The sequence below is a fragment of the Achromobacter sp. 18P8.1.1 genome (assembly GCF_057799415.1).
The window spans coordinates 28,749-45,499 of record NZ_JBYOKH010000003.1; the positions used below are offsets into that span (position 1 = coordinate 28,749).

The following is a 16,751-nucleotide window of genomic DNA, read 5'->3' on the forward strand; positions in this document are numbered from 1 at the left end:
TCTGTGGTCCCGAATGGGGCTCGGAGTTCGACGGAAGTCCGAGCGCATTGAGGCACAGCATACGATTACTTAAATCGCTTTTCGATTTGAATAATCGTATTTCAATTGATTCTAGGGTATGTACTAAGAGTGAATCCGTCCGATAACGGGCGTCCCTTGCGGCGGACGGATTGTTGTGATCCCCGCAAACCCGCATTCTGCCAAGCTTTGCTGGCCGAGGCTTGTCGCGCGTCCACCCCTTGCCACGCTGAATTCGCCCCTAGTGGCTGTCCCGGATTGCGGTTTTTAAAATGATCGAAATACAATCATATCGTGTGAAATGCAATTCTATTCGGCCCCCGCAAATCAAGGAAGGACATGCTTCCCAGCGTGATGGATTACCGGCGGCAGGCGCAAAGGCGGCTGCCCCGGCTGGCGTTTGATTACCTGGAGGGCGGAGCGGAAGACGGCCTGACCCTTGCCCGCAACCGGGCGGCCTACGCCGACCTGGAATTCCGCCCCGACGTGCTGGTGGACGTGACGGATTGCCGCCTGGACGCCACGGTGCTGGGGGCGTCAGCCGCCATGCCCGCCATCGTGGGGCCGACGGGCTTGAATGGGCTCTTCTGGCCGCAAGCCGACGTGCATCTGGCGCGCGCCGCGCATCAGGCGGGTTTGCCGTTCGTGCTGTCCACCGCGTCGACCTCGTTGCTGGAAGACGTACGCGCCGCCACGCCCGGTGAATTGTGGCTGCAGCTGTATGTGCAGCGCGACCGCCGCATCGCTGAACACCTGATGGACCGCGCCTGGCAGAACGGCTACACCGTGCTGTTCTTGACCGTGGACGTGCCGGTGCATGGCAACCGCGACCACGACAAGCGCAATGGATTCAAGCTGCCGCTGCGGCCGTCGCGCCAACTGCTGCTGGATCTGGCGGCGCATCCGGGCTGGTGCTGGCAAATGTTGCGCCACGGCGGGCCGCAGTTGAAGAACCTGGCCGTCAGTTCCAACGCGCGCGAGAACATCACTGAACAGGCCTCTGCGCTAAGCCGGCAGATGGACCTGGCGCTGAGTTGGAACGACGTGGCCTGGCTGCGCCGCCACTGGCGCGGCCGTATCGTGATCAAAGGCATCCAGGGCCTGGCCGACGCGCGGCGCGCCCAGGCGCACGGCGTGGACGGCATCGTGCTGTCCAACCACGGCGGCCGTCAGCTGGAAAGCGCGCCGTGCCCGCTGGAAGTGCTGCCCGAGGTCGCCGCGGAACTCGGGCAGTCGCTAGAGATCCTGGTGGACGGCGGCGTGCGCCGCGGCAGCGATATCGCCAAGGCGGTGGCGCTGGGTGCGCGCGCCGTGCTGCTGGGCCGAGCGCCGCTGTATGGCCTGGCGGGGCGCGGACCGGCCGGGGCGAACGAAGTCCTGGCCATCCTGCGCACCGAGCTCGACAATACCCTCAGGCTGCTGGGCCGTAACCGCGTCGGCGCGCTGGACGCCGCAGCGGTGCGAAAGCGCTGAACCCGTCTTGCCACCCTTTTTTTGGAAGCACAGCAACATGCGAGAAAAGATCGTTTTCATCGGCGGCGGCAACATGGCCTCCGCCATCATCGACGGCCTGCTGCGCCAGGGCCGCGAACTGTCCGACTTCCTCGTGATCGAGCCCTATGCGCCGACGCGCGACGCGCTGTTCGCGCGCGGCCTGAACTGCCGCGAAAGCGTCGGTCCGGAAATCGCCGATGCGGCGTTGTGCGTGCTGGCCACCAAGCCGCAGGCTTTGCGCGAGGCTTGCGGCCAGGTGCATCAGCATCTGTCGGCAGCGGCCACCGTGGTCAGCATCGCCGCAGGGGTTGAACTGGCATCGCTGTCGGAATGGCTGGGCGGCCATGCGCGCATCGTGCGCGCCATGCCGAACACACCCGCCAAGGTGGGGCTGGGCATGACGGGGCTTTACGCCACGCCGGCCTGCAGCGACGCCGAACGCGGCCAGGTGGATGCCTTGTTCGCCGCGGTGGGCGAACGTATCTGGGTAGACAGCGAAGCCATGATCGACGCGGTGACCGCCGTGACGGGAAGCGGACCCGGCTACGTCTTCTACTTCATGGCCGCCTTGGAAAAAGGCGCGGTGGAGCTTGGCTTTTCCGCGACAGATGCGCGCCGGCTGGCCGTGTCCGCGTTTCGCGGCGCGGCAGGGTTGGCCGCCAGCGAGGACGTACCGCTGACGGAACTGCAGGACCGTGTCACTTCCAAGGGCGGCACTACCTACGCCGCGTTGTCGCATATGCGCGAGGCCGGTGTCGCAGACGCGATCACGCAGGCGGCGCACAAGGCCGAACAGCGCGCACGCGAACTGTCGGCGGGATAGTCCAGGCCGCGCGCCGGCGCTTCGCTGCTGTGCGTCGATTCAGTGCCGGCGGCCCAGCCACCCCAGCAGCATGACCGACGCCGCAATCGCCGCCACGTTGAACTGCATGGCCGACGCGAATGCCTGCGCATAACGCTCGGGAGCACTGGCGTCGGCATGCGCGTGCAGCGCGCCGCCGAACAGCATGCCCGCCGCTGACACGCCTAACGCGGCGCCCACCTGCTGCAAGGTCGACACCACGCCTGCCGCCATGCCGGCCTGGCGGTCTTCAACCAGGCCCAGCACCAGATTCACCAGCGGCGTATTGACCGCGCCTTGCGCCGCGCCCAGCCAGACCAGCGCCGGCACCAGCGACCACGGCGCCAAGGCCGCGCCTGCCGTGCCCACGTGCACCATCAGCGCGGCCGTGGCCCCGCCATACAACAACGCCGCCAGCGCGATGGCACCCGTGCCAAAGCGTGCCACCAAACGTGGCGCGACCATCGACCCCGCCACGAAGCCCACGCTGGCCGGCGCGAAAATCAGGCCAGCGGTCAGCGCATCCAGGCCGAAGCCGGTCTGCACCAGCAGGGCATAGCACAGGAACATCGCACTGGCGGTCGAGAAGACGAACATCACCAGCAGGCAGCCGGCCGCAAAGCGCGGTTGCGCCAGCAAAGCCATGTCGACCAGCGGCGCGCCGCCGTTGGCCCGCACGCGGCGCTGCATGCGCACGAACAGCGCCAGCAATACGGCCGATGCGCCACCGCAAGCGATTGTCCAGATCGGCCACTGCTGCGCCGGTCCTTCGATCAATGCCAGCAACAGCAAGGCCAACCCCGTGCCCACCATTGCCGCGCCGGGCCAGTCCATTGCCGCGGCCGACGCCTCGCGGGACTCGGGAATGTGGCGAGCCAAGCGCCACGCCAACAGGCCCAGCGGCACGTTGATCAGGAAAATGGTGCGCCACGCCAGGCCGAACACGTCCGCATGCACGATCCAGCCGCCCAGCACCTGCCCGGCGATGGCCGCCAGCCCCAGCGTCATGCCCATCAAACCGAACGCGCGCCGCCGCGCATGGCCTTCGTAGCTGACGCGGATCAGCGCATACACCTGCGGGAACAACATGGCGGCCGCGATCCCTTGCAAGATGCGCGCGCCGATCAGCGTATCGGCCGTGGGAGCCAGCCCGCAAAGCGCGGACGCCAACGCAAAGCCGGCCATGCCCAGCATGAACAAGCGGCGGCGCCCGTGGCGGTCGCCCAAGCGGCTGCCGGCGATCAGCAGCACGCCATACGCCAATTCGTAGGCGACGATGATGAAGTTGATCTGCGCAAAGCTGGCCGACAACGTGGTCTGCATGCTTGGGATGGCGACGTTCACCACGAACAGGTCGAAGATCGTGATGAAGCCGCCCGACAGCAGCACGGCCAGGCCCAGCGCGCTGAGCGCAGGGGCGTCGGGGGCGCGGGGGGCGCAAGGGGAAGGCAGGGTGGTCGAGGTCATGAATACGCCATCGGAAACAGGATTGGCGGTATTCTGGGTGGACCTTCAGCCTTATACAATTTAGCTGTTTATGCTATTACTGCTTGCAATAGCCTGCCCGCCAGGATGCCTATTCTCGTGATGACTGACGCTCCCATCCCCCAGCGCCTGGACCGCACGCGGGCGGACCTGTCCGAATTCCTGCGCCTGCGTCGTGAACGCCTCAGCCCGACGGCGCTGGGCCTGCCCGCCGGCGGCCGCCGCCGAACGCCCGGACTGCGCCGCGAGGAAGTTGCCGCGTTGGCGGGCGTGGGCCTGGCCTGGTACACGTGGTTCGAACAGGGCCGCAACATCAGCGTGTCGGCCACCTTCCTGGAAAACCTGGCGCGCGTACTGAGACTGGATCCCGCCGAACGCCGCCACCTGTATCTGCTGGCCCATCAACGCCCGCCTGCCGAGCCGGGCCGCACCGTGTGCACCGTGCCGCCACAGGTGCGCCGACTGATGGACGACTTGCCCGCCCGGCCGGCCTACATCCTGAACCTGCGTTGGGACGTGGTGGTGTGGAACGCCGCCGCCGACCACGTCTTCGGCTTCTCGGCGCAAGCGCCCGGCCGCCGTAACCTACTGTGGATGCTGTTTGTGGCGCCCGCGATGCGGCAGGTGTTCGTCGACTGGCAAGCGCAAGCGCCCGCCATGCTGTCCACCTTCCGGCGCGATTTCGCCAGCGCGGCGGGCGTGCCCGACATCGCCGAACTGGTCGACGAACTGGAACGTGTGTCGCCGGATTTCAAGGCTTGGTGGCGCGAACACGACGTGCACGGCGCGTGCATGGGTGTGCGCAAGCTGCATATCGAACCGCTGGGAGAGGTGGCCTTCGAGCACGCGACCTTGTCCGTGGACGAAAGCCGCCATTTGCGGCTGGTGGTGTACGCGCCGGCGCCTGACGAACCGCGGGCAGAGGATTTTGCGCGGTGGGTGCAGAGGCGTACGACGCCAACAGAGACCGCGCATTGCGAGTAAGGTACGCAGTAGAGGCCTTTGATTGCCGGCACGTCGGCCTGTGCCACCAGCGGGAACCCGTCCATCATGAAGATCCTTCGCTCAACCGTAAGACCCGTCCTTGCCGCGGTCGCGTGCGCGTCGATTGCCGCCTGCGCGAACAATCCGCCCCGGCAAACCGATATGGACTATCGCAGCCGGCCATCTTCCACGACGCAGCGCGCAAACACCCCGCCCGGGTCTTCGGATCAGCGCTTGACCATACAGTCCGGCGAAGGCGAAAAACTGAATCTTCCGTGGTTCGTCCGGGATACGCAGGAGTGGATCAACAGCAACTGACGCCGGAACAGGCAGTGCCATGCATTGCCGGGATCCGTGCCGCAGTCAGTCAGGCTTCCCGTCATGGTCTCCTAGCGGCCGGGCCGGCCAATCCACCCAGCGATTAGCGCGCGTACGCTCGTACGCGTCATTAAGCGGGAAACGCACGCGATTGTCATCGCGGGTAGGTTCGCCGATGACCATCAGCCGCACAGCGTCCTGCGTATTGTTGATGAAGGTGTGGCAGATGCCGGTTCCCGCAGGAAACGCGACGGAGTCCCCTTCCGCAAGGGGATGCAGCACACCATCGATCCACACGTCGGGCTTGCCCTCAAGCACGTACACAAACTCCTGTTCGGTACTTTCCGCGTGCGGATAAGACGTCCGCCGGCCAGGCAACAGCCTGACGTGATGAATGCCGATACGGGTAATCCCAAGTGCTACCGCAAGCGGCGCATCCAGCGCCATCGGCTCGGTATCGCCCTGATAGGAATGCGCATCGGGTTCTTCAAGTTCAGTCCAATGCTTGATGAAATTCGGTCGGTTCATCGGCTGTCCTCCTTTAAGGCTGTTCCAATGGCCATACCTCAACGACACCATGCGCAACCGCGCAGGGGGTGCGTGACACCATGTCAATCGCCTCGGCCAGGTCAGCCGCCTCGATGATGGAAAAGCCAGCCACTGGCAAGGGCGCGCGCATATAAGGCGCGTTCGTCGTTTCGACGCCGGCAGCGTCATGATTGCGTACCTGCACCGGGGCGCCTGCGATGCCCATCAACACGCCGTCTTGTTTCAACCGCGCGTCGTGCGCATGCGCAGCATCGCGGAGGGGGGCTGCCGTACGGTCGTAACCCGCTTGGTCTCCATATCCGATCGTCACGAACTTTGGCATGGGGAGTCTCCTGAGAAGGCGTGCTTCGTTAAGGTATCAGACTGCGTACAGCGTCATGAATTGCAGTCTGACAACGTCAGGTCGGAGAATTCGACCCGATTGCGTCCCGCCGCCTTTCCTCTGTAGAGCGCCGCGTCGGCGTGTCGAAGCGCATCCTCCAGGCCATGGGCGCCATGGAAGGGGGGCGAAATTCCAATGGTGATCGTACAGCGCAGGGAACTACTAGAACCCGTCACGTTGATGCCTTGGCTTTCAATGCGGGTACGTAGGCGCTCTGCCAAGGTGATTACCGTGTCACCGTCCGCCTCCAGGAAGATTGCCACGAATTCCTCTCCCCCGATACGACCCGTCAAGTCGCCACGACGAACGGTGGAGCGAAGTAGTTCCGCCACTTGGCATATGACTTCATCCCCGGCCTGGTGGCCGTAGGTGTCATTGATCCGCTTGAAATGGTCGACATCCAACAGCAGCAAGCGAACGGGCGCGGAATGCCGAGAATCGAAATACCGTTTAAGCGCATCCAGAAGCCCTCTGCGATTGAGCAGGTCCGTCATGGGATCGCGCGCCGCTATGTTGCGCAGGCTATCCGTCAGTCGCCGCAGTACCAGCCAGACAATGGAGGGCGGCACGATGGTAGCCAGAGTCGACATGTAGATGTAGAAGATCATTTGAAAGCGGCTGTCCATGTGCAGCGCATCCAAACCGTCATCTACGATTTTCAAGAACTTCAGCGCATTGAGAACACAGATCCCGCCAATCAGAAGCGCAAAGAAAACCATCTCTCCGTACAAGTCTTTTGCGAAAGTGCGCACACCGTAGATCACGGTGATGGTCATTGCAAAGAAAAGCAGGCTCGCCGTCGCCGCAAGCATTGCGTAACGCGCTGTAGGCCCTGCGTTCCATTGCACCAATAATTGCGCAATGCCATAGGCCACGGAAAAAATGATCAATGGACGCCACAATGGAACTTGACGCCCAAAAAAGCGCATGGCGCCAAGCCAGTAGGCGATGGGGGCAGCCAGCGTGAGGGCGTGGTTGATGACGCTCATCACGCTCCAGGCCGGTCCCCCCTCAAGCAGTTGCAGGATGTAGGCCAACGCCAGCAGAAGATTGCCTACCGCAAAAAAATCCATCCCCATCCGGTTGCCGGGCAAGCGACGACTGATAAGCAAAAACATGACCGAAAAGCACAACAGGTGTGCACACAGCATGGCGACGAGCGTGGAGGCAACCATAAATGGAAACGAGGAGAGGGAGGGAGAGACTCCTACATTGGTAATGCTAGGACGTAGGCAGCGACATTAACTGGGGAAACTCGATCCAGGTCAAGTGCCGCGTGCGAGTTGCCGAGCTCCGTGATCCATTCAGGCTGCTGGCTTTGGAACGTGCTCTAGAACATTTTCATCGCAGGCCTCGCGTGGCGAGCCATTCCTGCATCATCGTGATCTCGCCCTCCTGGGCGCGGATTACGTCTTCGGCAAGTGCGCGAACGATCGGGTCCTTGCCATACCGAAGCGCCACTTTCGCCATGTCTATGGCGCCTTGGTGGTGGGGGATCATGCCACGCATGAAGTCCACGTCGGCGTCGCCTGTGGCGTCGATCATCATGTCCTTGTGCATACGTTCATTGACGCTGCGGTAGGCCTCAGAGGCCTCGCTACTGCCAAGGGAAGACGGGGTAGTCGACTCGTGGGAATGGGGATCTGCGCTGGGTGTTTTCTGCATGATGGCTCCGAGTGCTTTAGTCGATTAGGACGGCGCGATATGTGCCGCTTTGGATCGACGGGATCAATCTATTCTCTCCAACAGTTGTAATGTCAATACCCTGCAGAAACGCATACGAAAGCCTTGACCTTCCAGTCGCTGCAATCTCTAACCTTCCGAAAAATGCTGCAGAGACGCTTCGGAAAGGCCGACGCCCTGCTGCGCTGAAGGGGTTTTTTCATGCGTCGAAAATTCAAGATTGCCGTATTGGCGGGTGTCATCGCGGCGGCCGGCACCATCGCGTTTGTTCCCAGGGAGGTCTCAGGTAACGAAGGTAAGGCGTCGGCGCCCGCGGCGCCGCAGGTGCCTGTCGCGGAGGTCATCGTGCGCACGATCGCGCCGTCGACTGATTTCACGGGATTCCTGGCGGCTCCCAAGTCTGTCGAGCTGCGCTCACGTGTTGGCGGGGCCGTCGATGCGGTCAGCGTTCCTGAAGGCAGCCTGGTACGAAAGGGACAGCAGCTGTTCCAGATCGACCCGCGTCCCTTTCAGGTCGCGCTGGATACCGCCACGGCACAATTGCGCCAGGCGGAGGCGCTGGCCGGGCAAGCCCAAGCCGACTTCGACCGGGCCCATCGGCTGGTGTCCACCGGCGCGGTCTCGCGCAAAAGCTACGACGATGCCGTGTCGGCGCGCAACGCCAGCCAAGCCCAGGTGCAGGTGGCCAAGGCGGCCATCGCCGCGGCGCGGCTTGATCTCTCGTACGCGCGCATCACCGCGCCGATATCCGGGCGCGTCGACCGGGTGCTAGTGACCGAAGGCAATCTGGTCAGCGGCGGCGCGGCGGGGGCTGCCACGCTGCTGACCACGATCGTGTCGATCGACCCCGTGCACGTCTACTTCGACATCGACGAGGCAACCTACCTCAACGCGGTCAGGCACGCCCGGCCCGACGCCGGCGGCGGCAAGCCGGCGCTGCCAGTCGCCGTGGGGCTGACCACGGATCGGGGCTTTCCGTATTCGGGCACGCTCGACTTCGTCGCCAACCAGATCGATCGCAGCACCGGCACCATCCGCGCCCGCGCCGTGATCCCGAACCCCGATGGCCAATTGGCGCCGGGCCTGTTCGCCCGAGCCAGGCTGGCGACCGGCGGCGAGCGCCCAGCCATCCTGGTGGACGACCAGGCCGTTGGCACGGACCAAGGGAAGAATTATGTGCTGGTCGTCGGCAAGGACAATTTGGCCCAATACCGCGCGGTAGAGCTGGGCCAGATGGAGGAAGGGCTGCGTGTCATCAATACCGGCTTGCAAGGCGGCGACCGGATCGTCATCAAGGGCCTGGTGCGCCCCGGCATGGCGGTCACGCCCCGCGTGGTTCCCATGCAGCAGGCTGCCGCCTCGGAGGCGCGCCAATGAAGTTCCCTCACTTCTTCATCGCGCGGCCGATCTTCGCCATCGTCCTGTCCCTGCTCATGCTGCTGGCCGGCGCCATCGCCTTCTGGCAATTGCCGCTGAGCGAATACCCCGCCGTCACGCCGCCCACGGTGCAGGTGACGGCAAGCTACCCCGGCGCCAACCCTGAGGTGATCGCCGACACCGTTGCCGCTCCGCTTGAACAAGTGATCAACGGCGTCGAGGGAATGCTCTACATGAATTCCCAGATGGCAACCGATGGCCGGATGGTGCTCACCATCGCGTTCAAGCAGGGCACGGATCCCGACATGGCGCAGATCCAGGTGCAGAACCGGGTCTCGCGCGCTTTGCCGCGCCTGCCCGAGGAAGTGCAGCGCATCGGGGTCGTCACGCAGAAGACGTCTCCGGACGTGTTGATGGTCGTGCACATCGTCTCGCCAGACAAGCGGTACGACCCGCTTTATCTGTCCAACTTCGCCATCCGGCAGGTGCGCGACGAACTCGCGCGCCTGCCTGGCGTCGGCGATGTCCTGGTCTGGGGCGCCGGAGAATACTCCATGCGGGTGTGGCTGGATCCGTCCAAGGTCGCCACGCGGGGGTTGACTGCCAGCGACGTGGTCGCAGCCCTGCGCGAGCAGAATGTGCAGGTCGCCGCCGGATCCGTGGGGCAGCAACCCGATACGTCGGCCGCTTTCCAGGTGACCGTCAATACGCTTGGCCGCCTGGCCAGCGTGGAACAGTTCGGTGAAATCGTCGTGAAAACCGGCGCGGATGGCCAAGTCACCCGCCTTCGCGACGTCGCCCGCGTGTCCCTGGGCGCCGACGCCTATACCCTGCGCAGCCTGATCGATGGCGAATCGGCCCCTGCGTTGCAGATCATCCAGAGCCCTGGCGCCAACGCCATCGATGTTTCCAATGCCGTCCGCGCCAAGATGGAAACGCTTCAGCAGGGCTTCCCGCAGGACATCGCGTACCGGATCGCCTATGACCCCACGGTCTTCGTGCGCGCTTCGCTGCAGTCCGTGGCCGTCACGCTGCTGGAGGCCATCGCCCTGGTCGTCATCGTCGTCGTGCTGTTCCTGCAGACCTGGCGCGCCTCGATCATTCCGCTGGTGGCCGTGCCGGTGTCGCTGGTGGGCACCTTCGCCGTGATGCACATGTTTGGCTTCTCGCTGAACACGCTGTCTCTCTTCGGCCTTGTGCTATCGATAGGCATCGTGGTGGACGACGCCATCGTGGTGGTCGAGAACGTGGAACGCCATATGGCGCTGGGCGAGCCGCCAAAGGAAGCCGCGCGCAAAGCCATGGATGAGGTGACCGGGCCGATTCTGGCCATTACTTCCGTGCTGGCGGCCGTGTTCATCCCCTCGGCGTTCCTCTCTGGCCTGCAAGGCGAGTTCTATCGCCAGTTCGCCCTGACGATCGCCATCTCGACCGTGCTGTCGGCCATCAATTCGCTCACGCTGTCGCCGGCGCTGGCCGCCATTCTGCTCAAGCCGCATCACGAGGCCGCCAAATCCGATTGGCTCACGCGCCTGATGGGAAGCGTGTTTGGCGGATTCTTCCGGCGTTTCAACCGCTTCTTCGACAAGGCGTCGAACTCCTACGTCGGGGCCGTGCGGCGCGCGGTGCGCGGCAGCGCCATCGTCCTGCTGCTGTATGCCGGCTTCGTGGGCCTGACCTGGCTGGGCTTCAATCAAGTGCCCAATGGCTTCGTGCCGGCCCAGGACAAGTACTTCCTGGTCGGCATCGCCCAGTTGCCAAGCGGCGCATCGCTGGACCGCACGGAGGCCGTCGTGAAAGAGATGTCCCGGATCGCGCTGGCCGAGCCCGGGGTGGAAAGCGTAGTGGCCTTCCCGGGCCTGTCGGTGAATGGCCCGGTGAATGTGCCGAACTCGGCGCTGATGTTCGCCATGCTCAAGCCGTTCGACGAGCGCCGAGACGCCTCGCTGACGGCCAACGCCATCGCAGGAAAACTGATGGGCAAGTTCAGCCAGATCCCTGACGGCTTCGTCGGCATCTTCCCGCCGCCGCCGGTGCCGGGCCTGGGCGCCATGGGCGGCTTCAAGCTGCAGATAGAGGATCGGGCGGGATTGGGCTTCGAAGCGCTGGCGCAGGCGCAGGGCGAGATCATGGGCAAGGCCATGCAGGCGCCCGAACTGGCGAACATGCTTGCCAGCTTCCAGACCAATGCCCCGCAGCTGGGGGTGGAAGTCGACCGCGTGAAGGCCAAGTCCTTGGGCGTGTCGCTGACCGACGTATTCGAGACGCTGCAGATCAATTTGGGGTCGCTCTACGTCAACGACTTCAATCGCTTCGGGCGCACCTATCGGGTCATGGCCCAGGCTGACGCGCCGTTTCGCATGCAGGCCGAGGATATCGGCCTGCTCAAGGTGCGCAACGCGGCTGGCGACATGATTCCGCTGAGTGCCTTCGTGACGATAACGCGCGGGTCAGGCCCCGATCGAATCGTCCACTACAACGGCTTTCCCTCTGCGGACATCAGCGGGGGGCCGGCGCCGGGCTATTCATCGGGCCAGGCCACGGACGCGATCGAGAAGATCGTAAGCGAGACCCTGCCGGAAGGGATGGCGCACGAGTGGACGGATCTGGTCTTCCAGGAAAAGCAGGCTGGCAATTCGGCGCTGTACATCTTCCCGCTTGCAGTGCTGCTGGCCTTCCTGATCCTGGCGGCCCAATACAACAGTTGGTCACTGCCGTTCTCGGTGCTGTTGATTGCACCCATGGCGCTGCTTTCGGCGATTGCCGGCGTCTGGGTTTCCGGTGGCGACAACAACATCTTCACGCAAATCGGATTCGTGGTGCTGGTCGGGCTGGCTGCCAAGAACGCGATCTTGATCGTCGAGTTCGCCCGCGCCAAGGAAATCGAAGGCGCTGACCCGCTGGCGGCGGTTCTCGAAGCGGCGCGGTTGCGGCTGCGTCCCATCCTGATGACCTCGTTCGCCTTCATCGCCGGCGTGGTGCCGCTGGTGCTGGCCACCGGCGCTGGCGCCGAGATGCGCCACGCCATGGGCATCGCGGTGTTCGCCGGCATGCTGGGCGTGACGCTGTTCGGCCTGCTGCTCACGCCTGTGTTCTATGTCGTCGTGCGCAAGCTCGCCCTGCGCCGCGCCGCCCCTGAAACCCGCACCGGGGCAAGCGACCAGCGCGCCTGATGGCTAGGAAATACTGACATGAAGACATTTTTCACACGCTCCCGCCAGGCCCGGCCGCTGGCACCGCTCGCCTTTGCAGCCGCTCTCGCCGGATGTTCGCTGGCGCCCACGCATGAGCGCCCGGCGGCGCCGATCGAAGCGGCCTATCCATCGGGAGCCGCTTACGACGCTGCCGCCTCCGCAAAGCCTGGCGATGTGGTCGTCGCTGACATCGGGTGGCGGGATTTTTTCCTCGATCCGCTATTGCAGCAATTGATCGGTATCTCGTTGAGCAACAACCAGGATCTGCGCAAAGCCGCGCTCAACGTCGAAGCGGCGCAGGCGATGTACCGCATCCAGCGCGCCGAGATGCTGCCTGACCTGGACGCGTCCGCCAGCGCCGCATCCGAACGCGTGCCGGCCGACCTTGATGCCATGGGTGCTGCCCGCGTCAGCCGGCGCTACGAAGTGGCGGGCGTAAGTGCCGCCTGGGAGCTGGACCTCTGGGGCCGCATCCGCAGCCTCAGCGACCAGGCCCTGGCCTCCTATCTGGCCCTGGCCGACATCCGCATCGCCACGCAAATGAGCCTGGTGTCCGAAGTGGCCAATGCCTACCTCACGCTACGTGCCGATCAGGAGTTGCTGCGCCTGACGAACGACACGCTGGCCACGCAGAAGCGTTCTTACGAACTGACGGCCCGGCTGGTCCAGGCCGGCCACTCCACGCAACTGGACCTGCGCCTTGCGGAGATTACGCTGCGCAATGCCGAGACCAATCATGCCGCCTACACGCGGCAGGCAGCCAGGGACCGCAATGCGCTCGTGCTGTTGATGGGGCAACCGCTGACGCCCGAGCTATCGCGACAACTTGACGAGGCCACCACGCTACCCGATGGCATCGTGCCGACCGACCTGCCTGGCGGGTTGCCATCGGAACTACTCGCGCGTCGTCCCGACATTCGCGCGGCGGAGCAGAGGCTGCGCGGCGCAAACGCCAATATCGGCGCCGCGCGCGCTGCCTTCTTCCCCACGATCAGCCTGACGGGGTCGGCGGGGACGGCAAGCGCTTCACTGGACGGACTCTTTGGATCGGGCTCGGATACCTGGAGTTTTTTGCCGCAGATTACGGTGCCCATCTTCCGCGGCGGTGCCTTGAAGGCGAACCTGGACGTGGCGCATGTGCAAAAACGCATCGAGATCGCCAACTACGAAAAGGCGGTGCAGACCGCCTTTCGCGAGGTGGCCGACGGGCTGGCGGGCAAGCGCACGCTCGAGGCGCAGATTCACTCCGAACAACTCTCGGTGGCCGCCAGCCGCGACGCCTACCAACTGGCGGCGCAGCGCTTCGAAGAAGGGGTGGATGACTACCTGACGCTGCTCGAAGCCCACCGCTCCCTATATCGCACGGAGCAGGCCCTGGTGCGGACGCGCCTGACGCGGCTGAACAATCTTATCGATCTGTACAAGGCCCTGGGAGGGGGCTGGAAAGAAGATACCGGGCAGTCGACGGGTGCGTAGAGCGCTGCCCCGGCCGGCAGGAAAATTCCCCACGCGGCGCAATGTCTCATTATTCACGCCCATCCGTCTCACCTCGGCGCATTTGACGTTTCTCGTCCATCCCCGCAGTGTAAATTCGCCCACGATTTCCTTCGTACGACGCCTGGGTAAACCAAGCGCCCTGCGAGGGAATGTCCAGCAATTTCACTGACGGTATCGATGTATATGCTTCGCACAATACGCAGTAAGGCAGCCCGCGTTTCTCTTGCTCTCTTGGGCATGACCCACGCGATGTCGTACGCGGCAGAGGGCGCAGCAGACCCGGCGGTTACGGACCCCCACTTCGAGTTGGCGCCGGGCTATATCCCCAAAGAGAACCTGCCCAACAGCCTTGATTTGCTTGGACCGCCACCTGCTGCGGACAGCGCCGCGTTCGCGCGTGACGAAGAGGCACGGAAAGCAACCATCCCGCTGCGCGGTGGCGCGCGCGCCGCGCAAGCCCGCCTGGACGCAGACCTGCAGTTTCCGCAGCCGGCCAAGAATTTCTCGTGCGCGATGGGCGTGGACATCACCGAGGCGCAAACGCCGCACCTGTATCGCTTGATGCAGAAGGTGCTGACCGATGCAGGCCTGTCTACCTATGGCGTCAAGAATACCTATAACCGGGTTCGCCCGTTTGTCGTCCACAACGAAGGAACGTGTTTCCCCGAGCAGGAAACGCTGCTGCGCACGGATGGCTCATACCCGTCTGGCCATACGGCGGCGGGCTGGGCTTGGGCCTTGGTCCTGGCCGAAATCAATCCTGGTCGCGCCAACACAATATTCAAGCGCGGCCTGGCGTTCGGGCAAAACCGGGTCGTCTGCAATGCGCATTGGCAAAGCGATGTGGACGCCGGCCGCACGATGGGCGCGGCCACGGTTGCCCTGTTGCATAACGATGACGAGTTTCGTGCCGATCTGGCTGCGGCTCGCAAGGAAGTGGAAGCCGCCAAGGCCAAGCACCCGGCGCCCAGCGTCGAATGCAAGGCAGAGGAAGCCGCGCTGTCCGAGCAGTGACGCCGCCTTCGATCTGCTTACGAATTCCAAAGACGCCGCATCATAGAGTCACCATGAAACTGTGTTTTACGCCGCTTATCCTGTTGAGCGCACTGGTCGGGACCTGCAACGTATCCTTTGCTGACAGCACGCTGCCGATCAGCCCGCTTCTGCAGAAGGATTCTGGCAATGCCGCGGATACGTGGCGGGTCAGCGTGAGCCCCTATGTCTGGGCGTCTGGCATCAAGGGCAAGGTCGGCCAGTTCGGGCAGCCGCCGGCAAAGCTGAATTCCAGTTTCAGCGACATTGTGAGCGAGACGGATCTGGCCTTCATGGGCGCTGCTGAGGCGCGTTACCAGCGATTCAGCCTGGTGGCAGACGTCATGTACGGGCAGCTCTCCGGCGGCGGCAACACCCAGTACGGCGTGCTGAGTCGAAAGGTCGACATTTCCTCGAAGACGTTCAGCGGGTTCTTGGGCGCGGGTTACAGCGTGCTTGAAAGCGACCGAGGGCACCTTGACGTGATTGGCGGCGGGCGGCTCTGGCACGCTAGCACCACGATTTCCCTGAAGGGTGGGGTGCTTGGCGGCAACCGTCGAAGCGACAGCGCGACGTGGATTGATGCGGTTGCCGGCGTGCGCGGCCAATACGCCTTGAACGATCACTGGTATCTGACCGGCTGGGGCGTCATCGGCGCGGGACAAGCCCGGCTGGACTGGGACGCCACGGCCGCGATTGGCTATCAGTTCAAGTCCAATTGGTCGGCAGTGCTGGGCTACCGCGCGCTGGGCGTCAATTTCAATCGGAACGGCTTCGTCTACAACGTCGTTCAGCAGGGGCCCATCGTGGGCCTGGCTTACCAGTTCTGAAGCGCAGGCGCCTTACGCGACGTCGGGCCGATGGCTGTGCGCCGCGAAATGGGTCGATAGAAAATTGTCGCTGTCGAGCGGCGACGCCGCGTGGGGGCCTTGGCCGCTGGCGTCTTCAGGGGCCAAGCCAAAGCGCGCAAGAAATGCCTGGCGAAAGCGCCCGGTATTGCGAAAGCCGAAGTCAGCGGCGATCTGGCTCATCGGTCGCGCGGGGCGCCGTGGATCGACGAGGAAGGCGTAGGCCGCGTCCAGGCGCCGTGTCTTGATCACCTGGGCGATGCCGCCCAGGTCGGAAAATACGCGATACAGATGGGCGCGCGAGACTCTGAATCGTTGCACGAGCAGGTCCGGGCCCAGCTCGGGATCCGCAAGGTGGCGATCAATATAGGCAAGGGCTCGCGCCCGCATTGCCTGACCCAGCACGGATTGCGGGCCATCGTCGAGGGGCGCCGTGTTCGACAGGCCTGCCGAGAGCAGCGTGGTAAGGGCTTCTTGTGCCGCGCCGTCCTCACTGGTGGACAACTGGCCTGCCACCGCGTGGAAACCGCGAAGGTAGTCCGCAAGCAGGCGCGTCATCGGAAGCCCGGGGTCAAGGACGAATCCGTGCACGTCGCGGGGCCCCAGCAGCTTATCGATGCCGGCGCGGGGGATGGTCGTCGCCAACCGTTCGCCGGCGTCCACGCTGCAGGCATAAGGGCGGGCCAGGTCGATGATGCAGATCCCCCCGGGGGGCGCCACGACGTCGCGGCCGTCAAAGTCGCCGTGGATGGAACCCGCCGCCACGACATGAACAAGGTAATGATCAAGTCCGGTGCGGGCAATCGTGGCCTTGTCCCGCTTGTAGCGCTGCGCATTGAAGGTCGTTGAGCCCAGCGTCAACCCGCCCAGGTGGCGAATCCGCATGGTGCCTTCCAACGTTGCCGCGCCGGTTGTCGGATCGAGCGTCGTATCGCAGAACGGGCGCGTGACTTCACGCCAGTATTCGTCACGAAGAGAATGCTCTATTGCGTCGGTGGAGATGAACGTTTCTGAGCATGTCATGTTGACGTCTCGCCTTAAGTCGCAAG

The 16,751-nt window shown here is 64.1% G+C and carries 15 protein-coding genes; 9 read left to right on the forward strand and 6 right to left on the reverse strand.

Annotated elements, in window-relative coordinates:
- Positions 1–357: 357 nt before the first annotated feature.
- Complete coding sequence (locus tag AC27VE_RS03320; RefSeq protein ID WP_488703019.1) at positions 358–1,491, forward strand: alpha-hydroxy acid oxidase; 1,134 nt, start codon at positions 358–360, stop codon at positions 1,489–1,491.
- Positions 1,492–1,528: 37 nt separating this feature from the next.
- Positions 1,529–2,335: a pyrroline-5-carboxylate reductase gene (proC, locus tag AC27VE_RS03325; protein WP_006222478.1), complete on the forward strand. Its 807-nt coding sequence runs from the start codon at positions 1,529–1,531 to the stop codon at positions 2,333–2,335.
- A gap of 39 nt (positions 2,336–2,374) precedes the next feature.
- On the opposite strand, the gene AC27VE_RS03330 is transcribed toward proC, so the two are convergent.
- The gene (locus AC27VE_RS03330) at positions 2,375–3,820 is read right to left on the reverse strand and encodes an MFS transporter (protein ID WP_488703020.1); all 1,446 of its coding nucleotides are present in this window, start codon (positions 3,818–3,820) and stop codon (positions 2,375–2,377) included.
- Positions 3,821–3,940: 120 nt separating this feature from the next.
- Here AC27VE_RS03330 and AC27VE_RS03335 point away from each other — a divergent pair, with 120 nt between their 5' ends.
- Both AC27VE_RS03335 and AC27VE_RS03340 read left to right on the forward strand, forming a co-directional pair.
- Positions 3,941–4,822, forward strand: coding sequence for a helix-turn-helix transcriptional regulator (locus AC27VE_RS03335; protein ID WP_488703021.1), 882 nt, complete (start codon positions 3,941–3,943; stop codon positions 4,820–4,822).
- A gap of 66 nt (positions 4,823–4,888) precedes the next feature.
- Complete coding sequence (locus tag AC27VE_RS03340) at positions 4,889–5,140, forward strand: hypothetical protein (RefSeq protein ID WP_081534002.1); 252 nt, start codon at positions 4,889–4,891, stop codon at positions 5,138–5,140.
- Between the two features lie 45 nt (positions 5,141–5,185).
- Here AC27VE_RS03340 and AC27VE_RS03345 read toward each other — a convergent pair whose 3' ends face one another.
- From AC27VE_RS03345 to copM, 4 genes are all read right to left on the reverse strand, one after another.
- The gene (locus tag AC27VE_RS03345; protein WP_488703022.1) at positions 5,186–5,668 is read right to left on the reverse strand and encodes a cupin domain-containing protein; all 483 of its coding nucleotides are present in this window, start codon (positions 5,666–5,668) and stop codon (positions 5,186–5,188) included.
- A gap of 13 nt (positions 5,669–5,681) precedes the next feature.
- Positions 5,682–6,011, reverse strand: coding sequence for a YciI family protein (locus tag AC27VE_RS03350; RefSeq protein ID WP_427960852.1), 330 nt, complete (start codon positions 6,009–6,011; stop codon positions 5,682–5,684).
- A gap of 53 nt (positions 6,012–6,064) precedes the next feature.
- Positions 6,065–7,246, reverse strand: a complete 1,182-nt coding sequence (locus AC27VE_RS03355; protein ID WP_488703023.1) for a GGDEF domain-containing protein — start codon at positions 7,244–7,246, stop codon at positions 6,065–6,067.
- A 166-nt stretch (positions 7,247–7,412) separates the two neighbouring features.
- Positions 7,413–7,736 carry a CopM family metallochaperone gene (gene copM, locus AC27VE_RS03360; RefSeq protein ID WP_488703024.1) on the reverse strand — a complete coding sequence of 108 codons (324 nt, stop codon included), beginning with the start codon at positions 7,734–7,736 and terminating at the stop codon, positions 7,413–7,415.
- A 219-nt stretch (positions 7,737–7,955) separates the two neighbouring features.
- Between copM and AC27VE_RS03365 the strand changes: the two genes are divergently transcribed.
- The 5 genes from AC27VE_RS03365 to AC27VE_RS03385 all read left to right on the forward strand — a co-directional run bounded on the left by AC27VE_RS03365 (position 7,956) and on the right by AC27VE_RS03385 (position 15,684).
- Positions 7,956–9,131, forward strand: a complete 1,176-nt coding sequence (locus AC27VE_RS03365) for an efflux RND transporter periplasmic adaptor subunit (protein WP_488703025.1) — start codon at positions 7,956–7,958, stop codon at positions 9,129–9,131.
- Positions 9,128–12,304, forward strand: a complete 3,177-nt coding sequence (locus tag AC27VE_RS03370) for an efflux RND transporter permease subunit (protein WP_488703026.1) — start codon at positions 9,128–9,130, stop codon at positions 12,302–12,304. Before AC27VE_RS03365 ends, AC27VE_RS03370 begins: the two co-directional genes overlap by 4 nt.
- 18 nt (positions 12,305–12,322) lie before the next feature.
- Positions 12,323–13,801, forward strand: coding sequence for an efflux transporter outer membrane subunit (locus tag AC27VE_RS03375; protein WP_488703027.1), 1,479 nt, complete (start codon positions 12,323–12,325; stop codon positions 13,799–13,801).
- 258 nt (positions 13,802–14,059) lie between these two features.
- A complete protein-coding gene (locus AC27VE_RS03380) occupies positions 14,060–14,836 on the forward strand; it encodes an acid phosphatase (RefSeq protein ID WP_488703028.1) in 777 nt (258 codons plus the stop codon).
- Between the two features lie 53 nt (positions 14,837–14,889).
- Positions 14,890–15,684, forward strand: a complete 795-nt coding sequence (locus AC27VE_RS03385; protein WP_488703029.1) for a hypothetical protein — start codon at positions 14,890–14,892, stop codon at positions 15,682–15,684.
- A gap of 12 nt (positions 15,685–15,696) precedes the next feature.
- Here AC27VE_RS03385 and AC27VE_RS03390 read toward each other — a convergent pair whose 3' ends face one another.
- Positions 15,697–16,725 (reverse strand): AraC-like ligand-binding domain-containing protein, encoded by a 1,029-nt coding sequence (locus AC27VE_RS03390; protein ID WP_488703030.1) that lies wholly within the window; start codon positions 16,723–16,725, stop codon positions 15,697–15,699.
- Positions 16,726–16,751 lie beyond the last annotated feature (26 nt).

Bases quoted from the DNA above. Each gene is read 5' to 3' on its own strand.
- AC27VE_RS03320 (WP_488703019.1), top strand. From the start codon at position 358: ATGCTTCCCAGCGTGATGGATTACCGGCGGCAGGCGCAAAGGCGGCTG.
- proC (WP_006222478.1), top strand. From the start codon at position 1,529: ATGCGAGAAAAGATCGTTTTCATCGGCGGCGGCAACATGGCCTCCGCC.
- AC27VE_RS03330 (WP_488703020.1), bottom strand. From the start codon at position 3,820: ATGACCTCGACCACCCTGCCTTCCCCTTGCGCCCCCCGCGCCCCCGAC.
- AC27VE_RS03335 (WP_488703021.1), top strand. From the start codon at position 3,941: ATGACTGACGCTCCCATCCCCCAGCGCCTGGACCGCACGCGGGCGGAC.
- AC27VE_RS03340 (WP_081534002.1), top strand. From the start codon at position 4,889: ATGAAGATCCTTCGCTCAACCGTAAGACCCGTCCTTGCCGCGGTCGCG.
- AC27VE_RS03345 (WP_488703022.1), bottom strand. From the start codon at position 5,668: ATGAACCGACCGAATTTCATCAAGCATTGGACTGAACTTGAAGAACCC.
- AC27VE_RS03350 (WP_427960852.1), bottom strand. From the start codon at position 6,011: ATGCCAAAGTTCGTGACGATCGGATATGGAGACCAAGCGGGTTACGAC.
- AC27VE_RS03355 (WP_488703023.1), bottom strand. From the start codon at position 7,246: ATGGTTGCCTCCACGCTCGTCGCCATGCTGTGTGCACACCTGTTGTGC.
- copM (WP_488703024.1), bottom strand. From the start codon at position 7,736: ATGCAGAAAACACCCAGCGCAGATCCCCATTCCCACGAGTCGACTACC.
- AC27VE_RS03365 (WP_488703025.1), top strand. From the start codon at position 7,956: ATGCGTCGAAAATTCAAGATTGCCGTATTGGCGGGTGTCATCGCGGCG.
- AC27VE_RS03370 (WP_488703026.1), top strand. From the start codon at position 9,128: ATGAAGTTCCCTCACTTCTTCATCGCGCGGCCGATCTTCGCCATCGTC.
- AC27VE_RS03375 (WP_488703027.1), top strand. From the start codon at position 12,323: ATGAAGACATTTTTCACACGCTCCCGCCAGGCCCGGCCGCTGGCACCG.
- AC27VE_RS03380 (WP_488703028.1), top strand. From the start codon at position 14,060: ATGACCCACGCGATGTCGTACGCGGCAGAGGGCGCAGCAGACCCGGCG.
- AC27VE_RS03385 (WP_488703029.1), top strand. From the start codon at position 14,890: ATGAAACTGTGTTTTACGCCGCTTATCCTGTTGAGCGCACTGGTCGGG.
- AC27VE_RS03390 (WP_488703030.1), bottom strand. From the start codon at position 16,725: ATGACATGCTCAGAAACGTTCATCTCCACCGACGCAATAGAGCATTCT.